Annotated in this window: 12 protein-coding genes, 3 rRNA genes and 1 pseudogene; 4 read left to right on the top strand and 12 right to left on the bottom strand. The window is 66.5% G+C overall.

From position 1 onward, the window contains the following. Window positions 1–6: 6 nt before the first annotated feature. From P8T65_RS37405 to P8T65_RS37395, 3 genes are all read right to left on the bottom strand, one after another. Entirely contained in the window at window positions 7–1056 is a 1050-nt protein-coding gene (locus P8T65_RS37405; RefSeq protein WP_316729716.1) for an iron chelate uptake ABC transporter family permease subunit, read from the bottom strand. Between the two features lie 29 nt (window positions 1057–1085). Continuing rightward, window positions 1086–2129 (bottom strand): iron chelate uptake ABC transporter family permease subunit, encoded by a 1044-nt coding sequence (locus P8T65_RS37400; RefSeq protein WP_316729714.1) that lies wholly within the window; start codon window positions 2127–2129, stop codon window positions 1086–1088. A 142-nt stretch (window positions 2130–2271) separates the two neighbouring features. Continuing rightward, on the bottom strand, window positions 2272–3300 hold the full coding sequence (locus P8T65_RS37395; protein ID WP_316729713.1) for an HAD hydrolase-like protein: 1029 nt from the start codon (window positions 3298–3300) through the stop codon (window positions 2272–2274). 127 nt (window positions 3301–3427) lie between these two features. Between P8T65_RS37395 and P8T65_RS37390 the strand changes: the two genes are divergently transcribed. Further along, window positions 3428–4720, top strand: coding sequence for a DUF1015 domain-containing protein (locus P8T65_RS37390; protein ID WP_316729711.1), 1293 nt, complete (start codon window positions 3428–3430; stop codon window positions 4718–4720). Window positions 4721–4821: 101 nt separating this feature from the next. On the opposite strand, the gene P8T65_RS37385 is transcribed toward P8T65_RS37390, so the two are convergent. The 5 genes and pseudogenes from P8T65_RS37385 to P8T65_RS37365 all read right to left on the bottom strand — a co-directional run. After that, window positions 4822–5655, bottom strand: a complete 834-nt coding sequence (locus P8T65_RS37385; RefSeq protein ID WP_316731848.1) for a tetratricopeptide repeat protein — start codon at window positions 5653–5655, stop codon at window positions 4822–4824. Window positions 5656–6979: 1324 nt separating this feature from the next. After that, window positions 6980–7096: ribosomal RNA gene (gene rrf / locus P8T65_RS37380) — 5S ribosomal RNA — on the bottom strand. Between the two features lie 95 nt (window positions 7097–7191). Next, window positions 7192–10315: ribosomal RNA gene (locus P8T65_RS37375) — 23S ribosomal RNA — on the bottom strand. A gap of 308 nt (window positions 10316–10623) precedes the next feature. Then, window positions 10624–12149: ribosomal RNA gene (locus tag P8T65_RS37370) — 16S ribosomal RNA — on the bottom strand. The 16S, 23S and 5S rRNA genes sit together here, the layout of an rRNA operon. A 547-nt stretch (window positions 12150–12696) precedes the next feature. Beyond that, a pseudogene (locus tag P8T65_RS37365) lies at window positions 12697–13092 on the bottom strand (DNA-3-methyladenine glycosylase); the annotation flags it as partial. Between the two features lie 67 nt (window positions 13093–13159). Here P8T65_RS37365 and P8T65_RS37360 point away from each other — a divergent pair. After that, window positions 13160–13525: a recombinase family protein gene (locus tag P8T65_RS37360; RefSeq protein WP_316729710.1), complete on the top strand. Its 366-nt coding sequence runs from the start codon at window positions 13160–13162 to the stop codon at window positions 13523–13525. 143 nt (window positions 13526–13668) lie between these two features. Here the strand turns inward: P8T65_RS37360 and P8T65_RS37355 are convergent, their stop codons facing one another. From P8T65_RS37355 to P8T65_RS37345, 3 genes are all read right to left on the bottom strand, one after another. Further along, complete coding sequence (locus P8T65_RS37355) at window positions 13669–15342, bottom strand: IS1182 family transposase (RefSeq protein ID WP_399101804.1); 1674 nt, start codon at window positions 15340–15342, stop codon at window positions 13669–13671. 97 nt (window positions 15343–15439) lie between these two features. Next, window positions 15440–15889, bottom strand: a complete 450-nt coding sequence (locus P8T65_RS37350; protein WP_316729709.1) for a DDE-type integrase/transposase/recombinase — start codon at window positions 15887–15889, stop codon at window positions 15440–15442. A 104-nt stretch (window positions 15890–15993) separates the two neighbouring features. Next, a complete protein-coding gene (locus P8T65_RS37345; RefSeq protein ID WP_316729708.1) occupies window positions 15994–16665 on the bottom strand; it encodes a TetR/AcrR family transcriptional regulator in 672 nt (223 codons plus the stop codon). Between the two features lie 86 nt (window positions 16666–16751). Between P8T65_RS37345 and P8T65_RS37340 the strand changes: the two genes are divergently transcribed. Together P8T65_RS37340 and P8T65_RS37335 are read left to right on the top strand one after the other, a co-directional pair. Further along, window positions 16752–18194, top strand: a complete 1443-nt coding sequence (locus P8T65_RS37340) for an amidase (RefSeq protein ID WP_316729707.1) — start codon at window positions 16752–16754, stop codon at window positions 18192–18194. A gap of 223 nt (window positions 18195–18417) precedes the next feature. Further along, complete coding sequence (locus P8T65_RS37335) at window positions 18418–19020, top strand: recombinase family protein (protein ID WP_316729705.1); 603 nt, start codon at window positions 18418–18420, stop codon at window positions 19018–19020. 52 nt (window positions 19021–19072) lie between these two features. Here the strand turns inward: P8T65_RS37335 and P8T65_RS37330 are convergent, their stop codons facing one another. Next, window positions 19073–19297 carry a recombinase family protein gene (locus P8T65_RS37330; protein ID WP_399101798.1) on the bottom strand — a complete coding sequence of 75 codons (225 nt, stop codon included), beginning with the start codon at window positions 19295–19297 and terminating at the stop codon, window positions 19073–19075. Between the last annotated feature and the right edge of the window lie 5 nt (window positions 19298–19302).

The following is a 19302-nucleotide window of genomic DNA, read 5'->3' as shown; positions in this document are numbered from 1 at the left end:
CGGGCTTCATATCCGCCCGGCCTTCCGCTCGGTGACCAGCAGCCACAGCAGATAGACGCCACCGAGTACGCCGGTGACCACGCCGACCGGCAGCCGGTCGGCCCCGAAGGCCCGCTGCGAGGCCAGGTCGGCGACGACCAGCAGGGTCGCGCCCATGCACATCGCGGGCACCAGGTTCGGGCCCGGGGAACGGGTCAGCCGCTTGGCGAGCTGGGGCGCGGTGAGGGCGACGAAACTGACCGGCCCTGCGGCGGCGGTGGCCCCGGCCGTGAGCAGCACGGCCGACACCATCAGCAGCAGCCGTACACGCTCGACGCTCACCCCGAGGGCGTACGACACGTCGTCGCCCATCTCCGTCATCCGCAGCCCGCGCGCGTTGCCGAGCACCAGCGGGACGAGGATCGCGCACATGATCAGCAGCGGCCCGACCTGGGCCCAGTCACGGCCGTCGAGGGAACCGGTCATCCAGACCACCGCGCGGCCCGCGTCGACGAGGTCGGCCTTGGTGATCAGATAGCCGTTGACCGCCGTGACGATCGCGGAGACACCGATGCCGACCAGCACCAGCCGGTAGCCCTGCACGCCCCGCTTCCAGGCCAGCACATAGATCGCGATGCCGGTGACCAGACCGCCGCCGAGCGCCCCGAGGGCGACCTGGTTCGCGCTGCCGGAGAACAGCACGATCACGACCAGGGCCCCGGCGGTGGCGCCCTGGGAGAGACCGAGCACATCCGGACTGCCCAGCGGGTTGCGGGAGACGGACTGAAACAGCGCCCCGCCGAGCCCGAGCGAGGCCCCGACGAGGAGTCCGACCAGAACCCTCGGCAGCCGCAGCTCGTTGACGATGAACTCCTGGCCCGCGTCCCCGTCGCCCAGCAGCGTCCTCAGGACGTCGCCGGCCGGGATCGGGAAGTCGCCGGTCCCGATCAGCACGACGCTCGCGGTCAGCGCCGCCAACAGCAGCAGGACGACGACCGTGAACGCCCGCACGTCGAGCCGGACGGACAGCCCGCCGGGCGTGCGGAGCGCGCGGTCGCGCCCGGCGGGCTCGTTCATGACGTGGGTCTCCCTCGTGGCCTGCGTCTTCACAGCTGGGCCGTCCTCCGCCGTCGTACGAGAAAGATGAAGACCGGACCGCCCAGGATCGCGGTGACGATGCCGACCTGGAGTTCCGCGGGCCGCGCCACCATGCGACCGAGCACGTCGGCGCCGAGCAGCAGCACGGGCGACAGGACGGTCGCGTACGGCAGGATCCAGCGCAGGTCGGGCCCGGTGAAGGACCGCACGACGTGCGGGACCATCAGCCCGACGAAGACGATCGGCCCGCAGGCCGCCGTCGCGGCGCCGCACAGCACGGTGGCGGCGGCCATGGAGAGCGCGCGGGTGCGGTTGAGGTTGGCGCCGAGCGCGCGGGCGGTGTCGTCGCCCATGGCCATCGCGTTCAGCGGGCGAGCGAGCAGCAGCGCGACGACCGTACCGACGGCCAGGAACGGCAGCACCTGGGTGATGGTCTCGTCGGTCGCCGAGGCCAGCGAACCGACCGTCCAGAAACGCATCTTGGAGAGCGCCGCGTCGTCCATGATCATCACGGCCTGGAGGTAGCCGTAGAGCGCGGCGCTGATGGCCGTACCCGCGAGCGCCAGCCGCACCGGCGTCGCCCCGCGGCTGCCGCCGAGGAACCAGACCAGCGCCCCGACCAGGGCGGCGCCGGCGAACGCGAACCACACATACCCGCTCAGCGACGTGACGCCGAAGTAGGTGATGGCGGTGACCACGGCCGCGGACGCGCCCGCGTTGATGCCGAGCAGGCCCGGGTCGGCCAGCGGGTTGCGGGTGAGCGCCTGCAGGACGGCACCGGCCAGCCCGAGCGCGGCTCCCGCGAGCAGTCCGAGGAGCGTGCGCGAGATCCGCTCCCCGACCACGGCGTCGCCGTACGTCCCCGTGTCCTCGAACAGGCCGTGCCAGACCTGCTCCAGGGAGAGTTCTTTCGCGCCGATCGCGATACTCGCCAGGGCGACCAGGGCGAGGATCACGAGGGCCACGAGAAGCCCGACGGCTCGTACCGCCCGGCGTTTCGGTGGCGCGGGGGCGGTCTCCGCGCTCGGTTCAGGAGGACTGTCGACCAACACCCAGTTAGGTTAGCCTACCCTCCCCTTCTGGCTCGATTGCGTCCACGAACACCGCACGCGCCGCAGAAGGCGGATTGCGGAATGCGGCGCTCACCAGCGAACTGCGGTGCGGAATGCGGAATGCGGAGGACGATCCGAACCCTCACAGTCCCAGTCGGGCCAACGCCTTCTCCCCGTCCAGCTCGCACGAGCCCTCGCCGGCCGCAGTCCAGGCCGCCGCACACAGCGCCCGCAGCCCGTCCAGTGCCCCACCCTCACCGTCGAGTTCCAGCCGCTCAGGTCCCGCCGTGGCCGTCCAGCCACCGCAGCGGAAACCGGTGCCCGCCTCGACGACCTTCGGCTGCCCGGTGAGCATGCCCCGCAGATCGGCGTCGACGTACGTGGGCCGGTGCTGCGGAAGCGCGGCCAGCAACTGCGCCCCGTCGGTGACACCGGTCAGCACGAGCAGCGAGTCGACAACACCGTTGAACGCCCCCTCGATGTCCGTGTCCAGCCGGTCCCCGACCACCAACGGCCGCTCGGCACCGGTCCGCAGGATCGTCTCGCGGTGCATCGGCGGCAGCGGCTTGCCCGCCACCTGCGGCTCGGCGCCCGTCGCGATCCGGACCACCTGCACCGCCGCCCCGTTGCCCGGCGCGATCCCGCGTGCGCTCGGGATCGTCAGGTCGGTGTTGGACGCGAACCACGGCACCCCGCGCGCGATGGCGTAGCAGGCCTCCGCGAACCGCCCCCAGGGCAGGTCGGGGCCGCCGTACCCCTGCACCACCGCCGCCGGATCGTCGTCCGCCGACTCGACCGGCTCCAGACCCCGCTCGCGCAGCGCCACGCGCAGCCCCTCACCACCGATGACCAGCACCCGCGCCCCGGCGGGCAGCTGCTCGCTGATCAGCCGGGCCACGGCCTGCGCCGAGGTGATGACGTCACCGGCCTCGGTCGGTATCCCGAGGGCCGTCAGATGCGCGGCCACCGTGTCGGGCGTCCGCAGCGCGTTGTTGGTGACGTACGCGAGGTGCATACCACCGGCGCGCGCCGTGCTCAGGGACTCCACGGCGTACGCGATCGCGCTCCCTCCCGCGTACACCACACCGTCCAGATCGAGCAGAGCCGTGTCGTACGCCTCGCTCAGGGCCTGCCCACTGCCGTCGGGCCGCGTCCTGACTGCCTGGCTCATCGTGCTCCGCTCCTCGCTCGGTCCGACGGTCGCCCCGGCGGCCGGGTCGGACGGCCATGGGTCGACAATCGGTCAGGTCACTTTCCCCGATCATCCCTCACGGCACCGACACCCATACGATGCATCAATGAACTACGCAGGTCCCGCGGAGGAGACCCCGGCGCGCAGCGGCCTGGAACTGACCCCGTTCCAGGGGCTTCGCTACGACCCCGACCGGGTCGGCAGCCTGGCCGCCGTGACATCACCGCCGTACGACGTCGTCGTACGGCCGGACGGTCTGCTCCACCTCGAATCCGCCGACCCCCACAACATCGTCCGCCTGATACTCCCCCAGGCCAGTACCCCCGGCGCCCGTGACGAACAGGCGGCCGACACACTGCGCCGCTGGCTCGCCGACGGTGTCCTCGCCGCCGACGCCGAACCCGGACTCTACGTCTACGAGCAGGCGGACGGCACCATCCTCCAGCGCGGTCTCATAGGCGCCCTGCGCCTCTCCGAGCCCTCCGCCGGCGTGGTCCTCCCCCACGAGGACGTCATCCCCCACGTCATCGCGGACCGCGCGGCCCTGATGCGCGCGACCGGCACCAACATGGAGCCTCTGCTGCTCACGTACCGGGGGGACGGCGCCGGGACCGGAGCGACAGCCGTGGTCGAACGCACCACGGGACGCGCCCCGCTCCTCGCCACGACCACGGAGGACGGCTTCAGCCATCGCCTCTGGGCGGTCACCGACCCCGCCGACCTCGCCGAGATCCAGTCGGATCTGGCCCGCCACCAGGCCCTGATAGCCGACGGCCACCACCGCTGGGCCACCTACCTCCGGCTCCGCAAGGAACACCCGTCCCCCAGCCCCTGGGACTACGGCCTGGTCCTCCTGGTGGACACCGCCCGCTACCCCCTGCGTGTGCGCGCGATCCACCGCCTCCTCCATCAACTCCCGCTCCCGGACGCCCTCACCGCCCTGGACGGCCTGTTCCGCGTACGCCGTCTCGACGTCCCGCTCCCCGAGGCCCTCGAAGCCCTGGCGGACGCGGCAGCCACCGGCAACGCCTTCGTCCTCGCGGGTGACGGCTCCTTCCACCTCGTCGACCGCCCGAACCCGGACCTCCTCGCCCGTACGATCCCCGCCGACCGTCCACCGGCCTGGCGCACCTTGGACGCGACGGTCCTGCACGCCACCCTCCTCGACCACGTCTGGCGCATCCCCGAGGACTCCCCGGCGCATGTCGCCTACATCCACGACACGGCGGCGACGGTGGAGAAGGCCGAACGCGACGGCGGCACGGCCGTCCTCATGCACCCGGTCCGCGAGGAGGTCGTACGCGAGCTGGCCCGCCAGGGGGTCACGATGCCCCGCAAGTCCACGTCGTTCGGCCCCAAGCCGGCGTCGGGGCTGGTCCTGCGCGCGCTGGAGTTCTGAAGCGGCGGATTCCGGGGCGGCCGGGCAGCCGGGCGATCGGACACACGAAAGGGCGGGACCCCTGCACGGGATCCCGCCCTTCACTGTGTCTTCCCAGGACGTCAGTCCTTGCCGTCGACGCCGGCGTCCGCGTCCGTGTCCGCGTCCTTCACGTCGGCATCCCCGTCATCCTCGTGGTCCTTGAGGTCAGCGCGGTGGTCCTCGACGGCACTCTCGGCCTCGTCGACACTCTCGGCCTCGCTGTCGACCTCGTCCTCGACGAGTGCGTCCACGAACTCGACACCGTCCATCTCCGCCAGCCGGTCAGACGCGTCCGTGCTGCCGTCCTTGTCGGCCTCGACGGCCTTGGCGAACCACTCCCGGGCCTCGTCCTCACGCCCGGCCGCGAGCAACGCGTCGGCGTAGGCGTACCGCAGGCGCGCGGTCCACGGCTGTACGGAGTTGGAGGCCAGCTCGGGGCTCTGCAGCGTCACGATGGCCGCGTCGAGCTGGTCCATGTCGCGCCGAGCGCCGGCCGCGACGAGCCGCATCTCGACCTGACCCGCCTTGTCCAGCTTGTGCACCTCGGGCGCCCCGGCCATGTCCAGCGCCTTCTCGGGGCGCCCGAGACCACGCTCGCAGTCCGCCATGACGGGCCACAGCTCGACGTTGCCGGTCATCCGCCGGGCCGCCCGGAACTCCGCGAGCGCCTCGCTGTACTTCTGGTTCGCGTACGCGGCGAAACCGGCCGCCTCTCGCACGGCCGCCACACGCGAGGCCAGCCGCAGCGCGACCCTGGAGTAGCCGTACGCGCCCTCAGGGTCCTCGTCGATGAGCCGCGCGACCATCACCAGGTTCTTGGCGACGTCGTCCGCGAGCGTCTTCGGCAGGCTCTGGAGCTCCTGCCGTACGTCCTTGTCGATCTCCTCGCCGGTGACGTCCTCCGGGATCGGCAGCCGCTTGATCGGCTCACGGTCCCGGTCGCGCTCGTCGCGGAAACGCCCACCGCCACGCCGGTCGTCGCCGCCGCCGCGCCGGTCATCACGGCCACGGAAGCCACCGGGCCGACCTCCACGGTCGTCCCGACGGGGACCACGGCCACGGTCGTCCCGGCCGCGATCGTCACGCCCACGGAACCCGCCGGGGCGCTCACCTCCACGGCTGTCGTCGCGCCCACGGAAGCCGCCGCCGCGCTGGTCACCGCGGCTGTCGTCACGACGGAAACCACCGCGGTCGTCATCGCGACGGTACGAGGGACGATCACCCTCACGACGCTCCGGACGAGCCGGGCGGTCATCACGACGGTCGTCACGCGAGAACGTGGGGCGGTCGTCACGCCGGTCGTCACGGCGCTCGTCGCGGCGGAAGGCCGGACGGTCACCGCGGTCACTGTCCCGGCGGTCGTCACGCCGGAAGTCGTCGCGACGGTCGTCACGCCGGAAAGGCGGTCGGTCACCGTCGCGACGGTCGTCACGCCGGAAGGGCGGACGTCCGCCGCGGTCGTCTCCGCGGCGCTCGTCGCGGCCGCGTTCATCGCGCCCACGGAAGCCGCCGCCGCGCTGGTCACCGCGGCTGTCGTCACGACGGAAACCACCGCGGTCGTCATCGCGACGGTACGAGGGACGATCACCCTCACGACGCTCCGGACGAGCCGGGCGGTCGTCACGACGGAAGCCGCCACGATCACCACGGTCCCCGCTGTCCCGCCGGTCGTCACGGCGGTCGTCACGAGAGAACGCGGGACGGTCGTCACGGCGGTCGTCGCGACGGAAGGCCGGACGGTCACCGTCGCGGCGGAAGCCACGGTCTCGATCCCGATCGTCACGACGCGGCGCCCCGGGGCGGTCGTCGCGGCGGAACGCGGGGCGAGGCCCCCGGTCGCCCTCACGGCGGTCGTCCCGACGGTCGTCACGGCCACGGAACCCGCCACCACGGTTGTCGTCACGACGGAAACCACCACGGTCGTCGCGGCGGTCGTCGCGACGGAACCCGCCTCGGTCGTCACCCCGACGGTCATCACCACGGCGATCGTCGCCACGACGATCGTCACGCCGGCCGTAGCCACCACGGTCGTTGTCACGCCGGTCGTTGTCGCGGCGCGGTCCACCGCGATAGCCGCCACGGTCACCACTGTCCCGTCGTCGCTGGTCGCGCTCCGGTCGATCGTCGGGAGAGTTGGTGGACATGGTGACTCCTGTCTTCGGTACTGCAAGCATTCTAGAAACAAAAGGACCCCTGGTCCCAGCTGAACGCTGGGACCAGGGGTCCTTTCCAAAGATTGTTCGGCGGCGTCCTACTCTCCCACAGGGTCCCCCCTGCAGTACCATCGGCGCTGTAAGGCTTAGCTTCCGGGTTCGGAATGTAACCGGGCGTTTCCCTCACGCTATGACCACCGAAACACTATGAAACTATGAATACCGCACCATCCCTCATGACCATGAGAAATGGGGTTGTTCGTTGTCTCAGAACTAACACAGTGGACGCGAGCAACTGAGGACAAGCCCTCGGCCTATTAGTACCAGTCAACTCCACCCGTTACCAGGCTTCCATATCTGGCCTATCAACCCAGTCGTCTACTGGGAGCCTTAACCCCTCAAAGGGGGTGGGAGTCCTCATCTCGAAGCAGGCTTCCCGCTTAGATGCTTTCAGCGGTTATCCCTCCCGAACGTAGCCAACCAGCCATGCCCTTGGCAGAACAACTGGCACACCAGAGGTTCGTCCGTCCCGGTCCTCTCGTACTAGGGACAGCCCTTCTCAAGACTCCTACGCGCACAGCGGATAGGGACCGAACTGTCTCACGACGTTCTAAACCCAGCTCGCGTACCGCTTTAATGGGCGAACAGCCCAACCCTTGGGACCGACTCCAGCCCCAGGATGCGACGAGCCGACATCGAGGTGCCAAACCATCCCGTCGATATGGACTCTTGGGGAAGATCAGCCTGTTATCCCCGGGGTACCTTTTATCCGTTGAGCGACGGCGCTTCCACAAGCCACCGCCGGATCACTAGTCCCGACTTTCGTCCCTGCTCGACCCGTCGGTCTCACAGTCAAGCTCCCTTGTGCACTTACACTCACCACCTGATTGCCAACCAGGCTGAGGGAACCTTTGGGCGCCTCCGTTACCCTTTGGGAGGCAACCGCCCCAGTTAAACTACCCATCAGACACTGTCCCCGATCCGGATCACGGACCCGGGTTAGACATCCAGCACGACCAGACTGGTATTTCAACGACGACTCCACCCGAACTGGCGTCCGAGCTTCACAGTCTCCCAGCTATCCTACACAAGCCGAACCGAACACCAATATCAAACTGTAGTAAAGGTCCCGGGGTCTTTCCGTCCTGCTGCGCGAAACGAGCATCTTTACTCGTAGTGCAATTTCACCGGGCCTATGGTTGAGACAGTCGAGAAGTCGTTACGCCATTCGTGCAGGTCGGAACTTACCCGACAAGGAATTTCGCTACCTTAGGATGGTTATAGTTACCACCGCCGTTTACTGGCGCTTAAGTTCTCAGCTTCGCCACCCCGAAGAGTGACTAACCGGTCCCCTTAACGTTCCAGCACCGGGCAGGCGTCAGTCCGTATACATCGCCTTACGGCTTCGCACGGACCTGTGTTTTTAGTAAACAGTCGCTTCTCGCTGGTCTCTGCGGCCACCCCCAGCTCACCGAGTAAATCGGATCACCAGGTGTGGCCCCCCTTCTCCCGAAGTTACGGGGGCATTTTGCCGAGTTCCTTAACCATAGTTCACCCGAACGCCTCGGTATTCTCTACCAGACCACCTGAGTCGGTTTAGGGTACGGGCCGCCATGAAACTCGCTAGAGGCTTTTCTCGACAGCATAGGATCATCCACTTCACCACAATCGGCTCGGCATCAGGTCTCAGACTATGTGCCAGGCGGATTTACCTACCCGACGTCCTACACCCTTACCCCGGGACAACCACCGCCCGGGATGGACTACCTTCCTGCGTCACCCCATCACTCACCTACTGCAAGTCTGGTTCGTCGGCTCCACCACTCCCCTTCACCCGAAGGATCCGGGACGGCTTCACGGACTTAGCATCGCCTGGTTCAATGTTTGACGCTTCACAGCGGGTACCGGAATATCAACCGGTTATCCATCGACTACGCCTGTCGGCCTCGCCTTAGGTCCCGACTTACCCTGGGCAGATCAGCTTGACCCAGGAACCCTTGGTCAATCGGCGCAAACGTTTCTCACGTTTGTATCGCTACTCATGCCTGCATTCTCACTCGTGAACCGTCCACAACTCGCTTCCGCGGCTGCTTCACCCGGCACACGACGCTCCCCTACCCATCCCAGCGGGCGTTGGCCCTCATGCTGGAATGACACGACTTCGGCGGTACGCTTGAGCCCCGCTACATTGTCGGCGCGGAATCACTAGACCAGTGAGCTATTACGCACTCTTTCAAGGGTGGCTGCTTCTAAGCCAACCTCCTGGTTGTCTCTGCGACTCCACATCCTTTCCCACTTAGCGTACGCTTAGGGGCCTTAGTCGATGCTCTGGGCTGTTTCCCTCTCGACCATGGAGCTTATCCCCCACAGTCTCACTGCCGCGCTCTCACTTACCGGCATTCGGAGTTTGGCTAAGGTCAGTAACCCGGTAGGGCCCATCGCCTATCCAGTGCTCTACCTCCGGCAAGAAACACACGACGCTGCACCTAAATGCATTTCGGGGAGAACCAGCTATCACGGAGTTTGATTGGCCTTTCACCCCTAACCACAGGTCATCCCCCAGGTTTTCAACCCTGGTGGGTTCGGTCCTCCACGAAGTCTTACCTCCGCTTCAACCTGCCCATGGCTAGATCACTCCGCTTCGGGTCTTGAGCGTGCTACTGAGTCGCCCTGTTCGGACTCGCTTTCGCTACGGCTACCCCACCCGGGTTAACCTCGCAACACACCGCAAACTCGCAGGCTCATTCTTCAAAAGGCACGCAGTCACGACGCACTGAGTAAACTCAATGCGCGACGCTCCCACGGCTTGTAGGCACACGGTTTCAGGTACTATTTCACTCCGCTCCCGCGGTACTTTTCACCATTCCCTCACGGTACTATCCGCTATCGGTCACCAGGGAATATTTAGGCTTAGCGGGTGGTCCCGCCAGATTCACACGGGATTTCTCGGGCCCCGTGCTACTTGGGTGTCTCTCAAACGAGCCGCTGATGTTTCAGCTACGGGGGTCTTACCCTCTACGCCGGACCTTTCGCATGTCCTTCGCCTACATCAACGGTTTCTGACTCGTCCTGTTGCCGGCAGACAACAGAAGAGAGATCCCACAACCCCGTATACGCAACCCCTGCCGGGTCTCACACGCATACGGTTTGGCCTCATCCAGTTTCGCTCGCCACTACTCCCGGAATCACGGTTGTTTTCTCTTCCTGCGGGTACTGAGATGTTTCACTTCCCCGCGTTCCCTCCACACTGCCTATGTGTTCAGCAGCGGGTGACAGCCCATGACGACTGCCGGGTTTCCCCATTCGGAAACCCCCGGATCAAAGCCTGGTTGACGACTCCCCGGGGACTATCGTGGCCTCCCACGTCCTTCATCGGTTCCTGGTGCCAAGGCATCCACCGTGCGCCCTTAAAAACTTGGCCACAGATGCTCGCGTCCACTGTGCAGTTCTCAAACAACGACCAACCACCCATCACCCCGAACCAGTAGATTCGAGTGCACCGGGGCCGGCACTGAAGGCAGCCACACGGCCGTGCCCTCAGACACCCAACAGCGTGCCCGACCGGATTCCGTCCGGAGATCATGTTTTCCACGCTCTTGCGAGCAGTACTAACAGCCTCCGGCCCGTGAAACCGGCCGAATAATCAACGTTCCACCCATGAGCAACCACCGTCGGACGTTCGCCGACGTTGTGGCCCTGGATCTCTTGCGAGATCTAGATGCTCCTTAGAAAGGAGGTGATCCAGCCGCACCTTCCGGTACGGCTACCTTGTTACGACTTCGTCCCAATCGCCAGTCCCACCTTCGACAGCTCCCTCCCTTACGGGTTGGGCCACCGGCTTCGGGTGTTACCGACTTTCGTGACGTGACGGGCGGTGTGTACAAGGCCCGGGAACGTATTCACCGCAGCACTGCTGATCTGCGATTACTAGCAACTCCGACTTCATGGGGTCGAGTTGCAGACCCCAATCCGAACTGAGACAGGCTTTTTGAGATTCGCTCCGCCTCACGGCTTCGCAGCTCATTGTACCTGCCATTGTAGCACGTGTGCAGCCCAAGACATAAGGGGCATGATGACTTGACGTCGTCCCCACCTTCCTCCGAGTTGACCCCGGCAGTCTCCTGTGAGTCCCCATCACCCCGAAGGGCATGCTGGCAACACAGAACAAGGGTTGCGCTCGTTGCGGGACTTAACCCAACATCTCACGACACGAGCTGACGACAGCCATGCACCACCTGTACACCGACCACAAGGGGGCGACCATCTCTGGCCGTTTCCGGTGTATGTCAAGCCTTGGTAAGGTTCTTCGCGTTGCGTCGAATTAAGCCACATGCTCCGCTGCTTGTGCGGGCCCCCGTCAATTCCTTTGAGTTTTAGCCTTGCGGCCGTACTCCCCAGGCGGGGAACTTAATGCGTTAGCTGCGGCACCGACGACGTGGAATGTCGCCAACACCTAGTTCCCACCGTTTACGGCGTGGACTACCAGGGTATCTAATCCTGTTCGCTCCCCACGCTTTCGCTCCTCAGCGTCAGTAATGGCCCAGAGATCCGCCTTCGCCACCGGTGTTCCTCCTGATATCTGCGCATTTCACCGCTACACCAGGAATTCCGATCTCCCCTACCACACTCTAGTCTGCCCGTATCGAATGCAGACCCGGGGTTAAGCCCCGGGCTTTCACATCCGACGCGACAGACCGCCTACGAGCTCTTTACGCCCAATAATTCCGGACAACGCTCGCGCCCTACGTATTACCGCGGCTGCTGGCACGTAGTTAGCCGGCGCTTCTTCTGCAGGTACCGTCACTTTCGCTTCTTCCCTGCTGAAAGAGGTTTACAACCCGAAGGCCGTCATCCCTCACGCGGCGTCGCTGCATCAGGCTTTCGCCCATTGTGCAATATTCCCCACTGCTGCCTCCCGTAGGAGTCTGGGCCGTGTCTCAGTCCCAGTGTGGCCGGTCGCCCTCTCAGGCCGGCTACCCGTCGTCGCCTTGGTGAGCCGTTACCTCACCAACAAGCTGATAGGCCGCGGGCTCATCCTTCACCGCCGGAGCTTTCCACACTCATCGGATGCCCGAGAGTGTCGTATCCGGTATTAGACCCCGTTTCCAGGGCTTGTCCCAGAGTGAAGGGCAGATTGCCCACGTGTTACTCACCCGTTCGCCACTAATCCCCACCGAAGTGGTTCATCGTTCGACTTGCATGTGTTAAGCACGCCGCCAGCGTTCGTCCTGAGCCAGGATCAAACTCTCCGTGAATGTGTACCCGTAATCGGGTGCAAACCACGAGAGCGGAACCACCGGAGGAATAGTCCGATGGTTCACAGCATCCTCGCTGTGTTTGTTTCAAAGGAACCTCGCCCCAGCCGAGATCGGCCAGGAACGGGGTATCAACATATCTGGCGTTGATTTTTGGCACGCTGTTGAGTTCTCAAGGAACGGACGCTTCCTTTGTACTCACCCGAGCTGTTCTCAGGCTTTCCTCCGGGCAGTTTCCCTTCGGTCTTGCTGTCTTGCGTTTCCGACTCTATCAGATCATTTTCCGATCCGATTCCCTGTCGGCGGGATTTGCCTTTCGGCTGCCTTTTGACCTCACGGTTTCCCTTGCGGCCTTTCGACATTCACTACGTTAGCCGATTCCCTCGGCAACTCATAATTGAGTGGTGCGGGCTGGAATCAGGGCATGCCTAATTCGCCCCCGCCGAGGGGATGTCGTAGGTAGTGGGTTGGCCGCTCTCGGCTGCTGGCTGATCGCCGTAACCGGTTCAAGCGGCTCGGGCTACGTTACGGATCGCCCAGGGGCGAGTCAAGTTGAGCGTCGGCGGGGGACGTGGGCCCGATAAGGGCTGACCGTCGAGTCGTTGGCGATCCAGAAGCGCCAGGGGTGGACACCACCGTCGCCTGATACTCCGGTGCGGGGACCGCTCAGTACCTGGTCAGAGCTGACCGGAGTACCCGTCAGGACGGTCAGGGGCGTGGACTCGGGGGCGCAGGCGTCCGTGCCGTCCAGAGCTCGGTCCACCTCCAGGGCCGTGGCCAGCCGGGCAGGCCCTTTGGCCAGTTCCTTGTCATTTCGGGCTGAGATTCGACGTTTGCGAGTGAGGTCGGCGCCCTCGATGACCTCGCCGGCGCGCAGCAGGACCGCGCTCGCCCGGCCCTCCGGGCCGCAGACGAGGTTCATGCAGTGCCACATGCCGTAGGTAGCTCACTAGGCATGTATGTCGTTGGTCCGGCATCATCCGCAACCGACGACAAGCAGGAGACAGGCAGTGCGAGCGATCATCTACGCCAGACTCAGCCCCACTCCGAGGGGTGAGGAGTCCAAGGGTGGGAACCTGACACAACAGGTCAAGCTGAGTCAGGCGCTGTGCGACCGGAAAGGCTGGTCGGTCGTAGCCACGATCGTTGAGAAGGACACGTCGGCTTCGACGAAGCGGGGAACCAAGCGGAGCGCCGAGTGGGAGCGCGTCAAGGCTCTGGTGGAGGACGGCAAGGCAGACGCCATCGTGTCCCGCCACTACGACCGTATGTACCGCACCCCCTGGGACCTTGAGGATCTGGTGGACCTGGCCGAGGCGACCGGCGTCACGCTGGCCGCCGCACAGGCTCAGGGAGTGCTTGAAGTTTCCCCGTGATCTCGGACACTCGATGGTTATGCCGCGAGAGCGTGTTGATGCCGCTGCCGGGTCTCGGCCGGGGTGAGATAGCCGAAGATCTTGTGCTTGCGCAGGCGGCGGGGGTTGTAGAAGGTCTCCATGACCCTGTTGCCCAATTGATCTCACTCTGCGAGGTCGAGGGCTGCCAGTTGAGAGATGCGCGTGCGTGCGAGGGGGGTTTCGTTCCACCAGGCGTCGAGGCGGATCAAGTTGATGGCGGTTGCTGTGAGAATGTGCGCGAGCCGCGTCTTGGCCAGGCCGACGTAGCGGGTCCGGCGGACGCCGGCGGTCGCGACGGCCTGGTGGATGGTGCCTTCCACGCCGGCGCGGGCCGCGTAGCGGTCCTTCCACTCGTCGGTGGACTGCTCCGCTCGGACGCGTTCCAACACCGCGTCCTGTTCCTGGGGCCGGACGGTCAGCTGCCGCCCGTACTGGGTGGATCTGGTGCACTGATCGCGCACCGGGCAGGGCGCGCAGGTGGCGGTCGCGAAGCGGATGCGGATCGCGTCCCGGCCGTTGTTGTCCACACCCTCCGTCCAATACCTGCTGGTGGCGCCGGTCGGGCAAAGTGCGTGCTTGGCCTGCCAGTTGACGGTGAAGGCGGACTTGCCGAAGCCTCCGCCCGATGCCGACTGCCGGGTGTTGTTGGACCGGACCGGGCCGACGACGCTGACGCCACGGGTGGTCGGCGCGGTGAGCAGCAGTTCGGCCGAGGTGTAGCCAGCGTCCAGGAGATGCTCCCCTGGTAAGAGACCCTTGCTGGTGAGTCGGTCGTGGACCTCCTCGACGACCATGGCGTCGTTGACCGTGGCGTCGGTCGTGACAACGTGGGTGACCAAGTGGGGGCGCCTCGACGATCCAGGGTCGTCACAGCTCTCACTGAGATGGATCTTGTAGCCGACCCAGGCGGATCCGCGCTTCTTGGCGTACCGGGCCTCAGGATCGTAGGGCGAGGCGACCATTGCTCTGCTCGGCGGGAGATCGTCCTTCCCCCGCCAGGTCACCTCCTCTTCGCCGTCGGTGACGGTGCGCGTGAACTGCTGCACCCACACCGTGCGCAGGACGGTGACGGCAGGCACCTGTTGCAGCCATCCTGGCGCCGCCGGCGCGAAGACGGCTTCGAGCAGGCGGTATCCGTCAGTGGCGATCTGCCGGGCGAGGGTGCGCCGCTCCTGCTCGTCGGTGGGCAGTCGGTAGGCGTCGACCCGCGCCCCGTAGCGTTCCTGCCACGCCGGGTCCATCGACCCGCGCAGCCAATCCGGCGCGGCCGCGGCGAGTGCTTCCAGCACCGCCCGCAGCGTCTCGCCGATGAACTCCAGGCGGTTGAGGCTGCGGACCGCGGCCAGCACGTGTGTCGAGTCCGTGCGCTGCCTCCCGCCGGAGCCGACCAGCCCCAGCTCGGCGAGACGCTCCAGCAGCAGGTCCAGGACCCTCGCTTCCATGCCATGCGCCAGCAGCCGGTCCCGGAACCCGGTCAGCACTGTGTGGTCGAAGCCGGGGTCGGTCAGCTCCAGGCCCAGCAGGTACTTCACGTCGATCCTTGCCCGCACCGCGTGCGCGGTCTGGCGATCAGTCAGGTTCTCGGCGAACTGCAGGACGCTGACCAGGGCCAGCCGGCCGGGCGAGATCCCGGGCCGCCCCCTGACCCCGAAGGCCGCCTTGAAATCCTCATCCGAGAACAGCGGACCGAGGCCGTCCCGGATCCTCATGGCCAGACAGCCCTTGGGGAACGCCGCGCGAGCCACTTCCCTCGTCAGGGCAGGAACCTCCGCTCCCGAGTCCGAGCGCATCGACACCGCCGCACCCCCAGTTCCCCACGGCCGGACACCCAGCTCGTGCCCTTGAGACCGTCGCACAACACGCTCATGGCCCCGGGCGCCGCATGCCCCGTGATCACGCTTGCTTCACTCGAATTGGGCAACAGGGTCTCTCGATGAAGGTGAAGACCTCGGCGCGGGCGGTCGCCCGGTCGGGCCAGGTCCGGGTGCCTATCTCCTCCTTGAGCAGGGCCCAGAAGCTCTCCGCGGCGGCATTGTCGAAACCTGATCCAGTCCGTCCGCAGCTCTGCCGGAGCCCCAACTCGGCTATTCGGTCGCGGAATTGGGATGAGGTGTACTCGCTGCCGCGATCACTGTGGATCACACGTCCCGGCTCCAGGTTCCCCCGGCCATGGGCCATGTCCAGGGCGTCGACGACGAGCTCGGCACGGTGGTGATCGGCCATGGCATAGCCGACGACCTCGCGGGTGGCCAGGTCCAGCCGGCAGGCGAGGTAGAGCCAGCCCTCGGCGGTGGGCAGGGTGAAGTGGTCCACCACCCCGTCCAGACCCAGGTCCCGCCCCACAGCTCGGTCCCTTCCACAAGCCCCGTGATCGACCTTCGGGCTGGACGGTAGGGGCGCTGGTGTACGGCTGGCGCGGGTATCGGCGAAGTGGGGACCTGGTACAGCTACCGGCTTGCCGCAGGGACGGCGTCCACGTCGCCGGTGACGGCCTTTCGGGGGCGGGCGGCGCCGAGGCGTTCCCAGAGGCTGACCAGATGCGCGTGCAGGACTTCCTCGGCTTCCTCTGCGGTCAAGTGGCCTATGAGTACATGGGTGGTGAGGCCGTCGGCGAGGGCGAGCAGAGTGCAAGCCTCGTGCTGCGGGTCGGGCGGCATAGCGCCTTCGTCGGCCAACCCGCTCTCGGCGGCCTCCGTGATGAGGCGGACGAGGAGGTTCTGGAGGGCCGCGTAGCTGGTTTTCAGCGGGCCGGTGAGTGGCTCGCTGACAGCGGCCTGAGCGACGAACGCGAGCCAGATCCGTGCTTCGGCGCGGTGTTCTTCGCGGAGAAGGGCGATCTCGTTGGTCGCGTGGCCCAGGGCGGTGGCGGCCGACTGGGCCGGGCTTGCGGCCAGGCGTGCCCTCACACGTTCGGTGATGCGGTCGCCGACGTGGTCGACGGCGAAGAGGAGCATCTCCCCCTTGCTGCGGAAGCAGCGCTGAACGGCGCCCAGTGAGACCTGCGCGCGGGCGGCGACGTCGCGCATGCTCACTCCCTCCGGTCCGTGTTCGTCGGCGAGGAGGCAGACGGCCTCGGCGATCCGGCGGCGTCGGCTTTCGTAGTCCACCTGTTTGGGCATGCGCGGCCTCCTTATTCCGATACGAGCGTATCGCTTCCGGGCTAGGGTTCGGACACAAGCAGTTCGGCATGGGGATGGGAAGCACGATGATCAGGCACGACGCCCTGTGGGCAATGACGGCCTCCGCCCAAGCGGAGGCGGTCCGAGGCGGAGACATATCGGCCCTCGAACTGATCGAGAGCCACCTGGAACGTATCGCTGAGGTCAACCCGCAGGCCAACGCGGTCACGCAGCTGATGGCCGAGCGAGCCCGCGGGGCCGCGGCACACACGGACCAGCGGCGAGCAGCGGGCGAAGCACTCGGGCCGCTGGCCGGCGTGCCGTTCACGGTGAAGGAGTCCACCGCTGTCGAAGGGGTGCCGACCACGCTCGGAACGGCACGCTTCCGCGACCTGGTGGCTCCGGCCGACGCACCCCCTGTGGCCCGGCTCCGCACGGCAGGAGCCATACCGATCGGCCACAGCAACATGCCCACCCTGGTCCTGGCCGGGATGCACACCCGCAGCGAGTTGTTCGGCGACACCGTCAACCCGTGGAACCGGAGCCGGACCCCGGGCGGCAGCAGCGGCGGTGACGGAGTGGCCGTCGCCACTGGCATGGCCGCGCTCGGACTCGGCAATGATTCCGGCGGATCAGTACGGATCCCAGCCTCGTTCTGCGGCGTGACGGGGCTGAAGTCGACCACCGGGCGGTTCCCCGCCGACCACCGTGTCCTCGGCCCCGACGACCCGGGACCAGCCTCACAGATGCTGGTCACCGACGGACCCCTGGCCCGTACCGTCGCCGACCTGCGGCTGGCATACGAGGCACTGGCCGGGACCGACCCGCGGGACCCGCGGGCCGTACCCGTGCCCCTCTACGGCGAACCGCTGCCGGGACCGGTCAAGGTCGCGGTCGTGGCCGACCCCGGCGGCCACGGCGTTCATCCCACGGTCCGCGCGGCTGTCACGGCCGCGGCCGACGCGTTGCGCGACGCCGGGTACGACGTGCGAGAGCTGGCGGATGTTCCGCGGTTGGACGAGGCACTCGCGGCATACGGCCGGATCACCGTGACCGAATTCGCGCCGACCTGGCCAGCGGTGCGGAAACTGCTCGGCGAAGGCGGAGACCGCTACATCCAGATGGCCATGGAGAAGACTCCGCCTGCGAACGCCGCAGAGCTCACGAAGCTGATGGGGACCTGGCTCGGCATCCGCCGCTCCTGGGCGGAGTTCCTCGACGAGTTCCCGCTGCTGCTCGGACCGGTGTTCACCGAGCCGCCCGTCGAACCGGGACTGGAGTCACGCGACGAAGCGGGACGGGAACGGGTCTCCAAGAGCATGCGCCTGTGCACGGTGACCAGCTTTGTGGGCGTTCCCGCGGTCGCCGTGCCGACCGGAGTCAGCGACGGACTGCCGTCCGGCGTACAGATCATCGGGCGCGCGTTCCGGGAAGACCTGTGCCTGGCCGCTGCCCAGGAGATCGAGGACCGCCTCGGCGTGCTCACGCCGATCGACCCTCGCCCCGAAGTCCCGGCTGCCGCGCGGTAGGCGGAGCTACGACAGCGGGCAAAGAGACGGCCAGGGGTCGACGAGCGGCGCGGAGGAAGCAGCATCCGCGCCGTGCCGATCGCGGGTCCTTCCCGGTCGAAGTGTCGGCAAACGACCGTCTGTCGACACTCGGCGCGGTGATCACGAACCCGCAGGTGGGCAGTGTCGGCAACTCGCGTCGACAATCAATGTCGGTGAACGGTCCGGCCGGTAGATTCCGACGATGCTCATTGGCTACTGCCGCACATCGACGGCCGACCAGAACCCCGATCATCAGATCGACGCACTACTTCGCCACGGCGTCGACCGCGACAACATCCACGTCGACGTCGCCAGCGGTGCGAAGGCGTCCCGCCCGAAGCTCGATCTCGTCATGCAGCTGCTGCGCGAGGGCGACACCTTGAAAGTGACCCGGCTCGACCGGCTCTCCCGCTCCGTGCTGCACCTGGTGACTCTCGGCGCCGAGCTGCGCGAGCGGAGTATCGGGCTGCACGTCATCGAGCAGGGCATCGACACCGCCACGATGGAGGGGCGCGCGATGTTCGGGATGCTGTCCGTACTGGCAGAGCTCCAGCGGGAGCTGATCGTGGCGAACACAAACGACGGGCTTGCCTCCGCTCGGGCCCGCGGCCGGGTGGGCGGGCGCCGGCCGAAGCTGACCGAGGACCAGGCCGCGCTTGCCCAACGGCTCTACGACGAGCGGGAGAAGACCGTCCAGCAGATCGCCGACATGTTCAGCGTGCCGAGGTCGACGGTGTACGGGCACCTCGACAGAGCCAAGACCGTCCCCCGTCAGCCGAAGAAGACCAAGGTCACGAAGCCCTGAAAGCTACCGGCGGGTTACTTGTCACCTGGTTCGCCGCTCGTTAACGGCACCCCTAGTCCAGTACGGCCGTCAGTTCCGGCCGGTCGGTGTTCTTCCCGCTGACCTTGTCCTCGAAGATGCGGGCGCACCCTGCGGCCGTCAGTGCGTCGCGCTGCAACTGCGCCTCCCGGTCGTCGGTGGAGACGCGGGCGTTAGCTCTGCGGTTTGAGTGTGTCTCGTGAGGGTGAAGTTCTGTCCCTCGTACGAGGGTTAACTCTTGCTCTGTCTCGTGTCTCACTCCAG

The organism is Streptomyces sp. 11x1, from assembly GCF_032598905.1.
Lineage (GTDB): Bacteria > Actinomycetota > Actinomycetes > Streptomycetales > Streptomycetaceae > Streptomyces.
The sequence above is the reverse complement of the archived record's forward strand: the minus strand, read 5'-3'. Positions and strand labels throughout refer to the sequence as shown.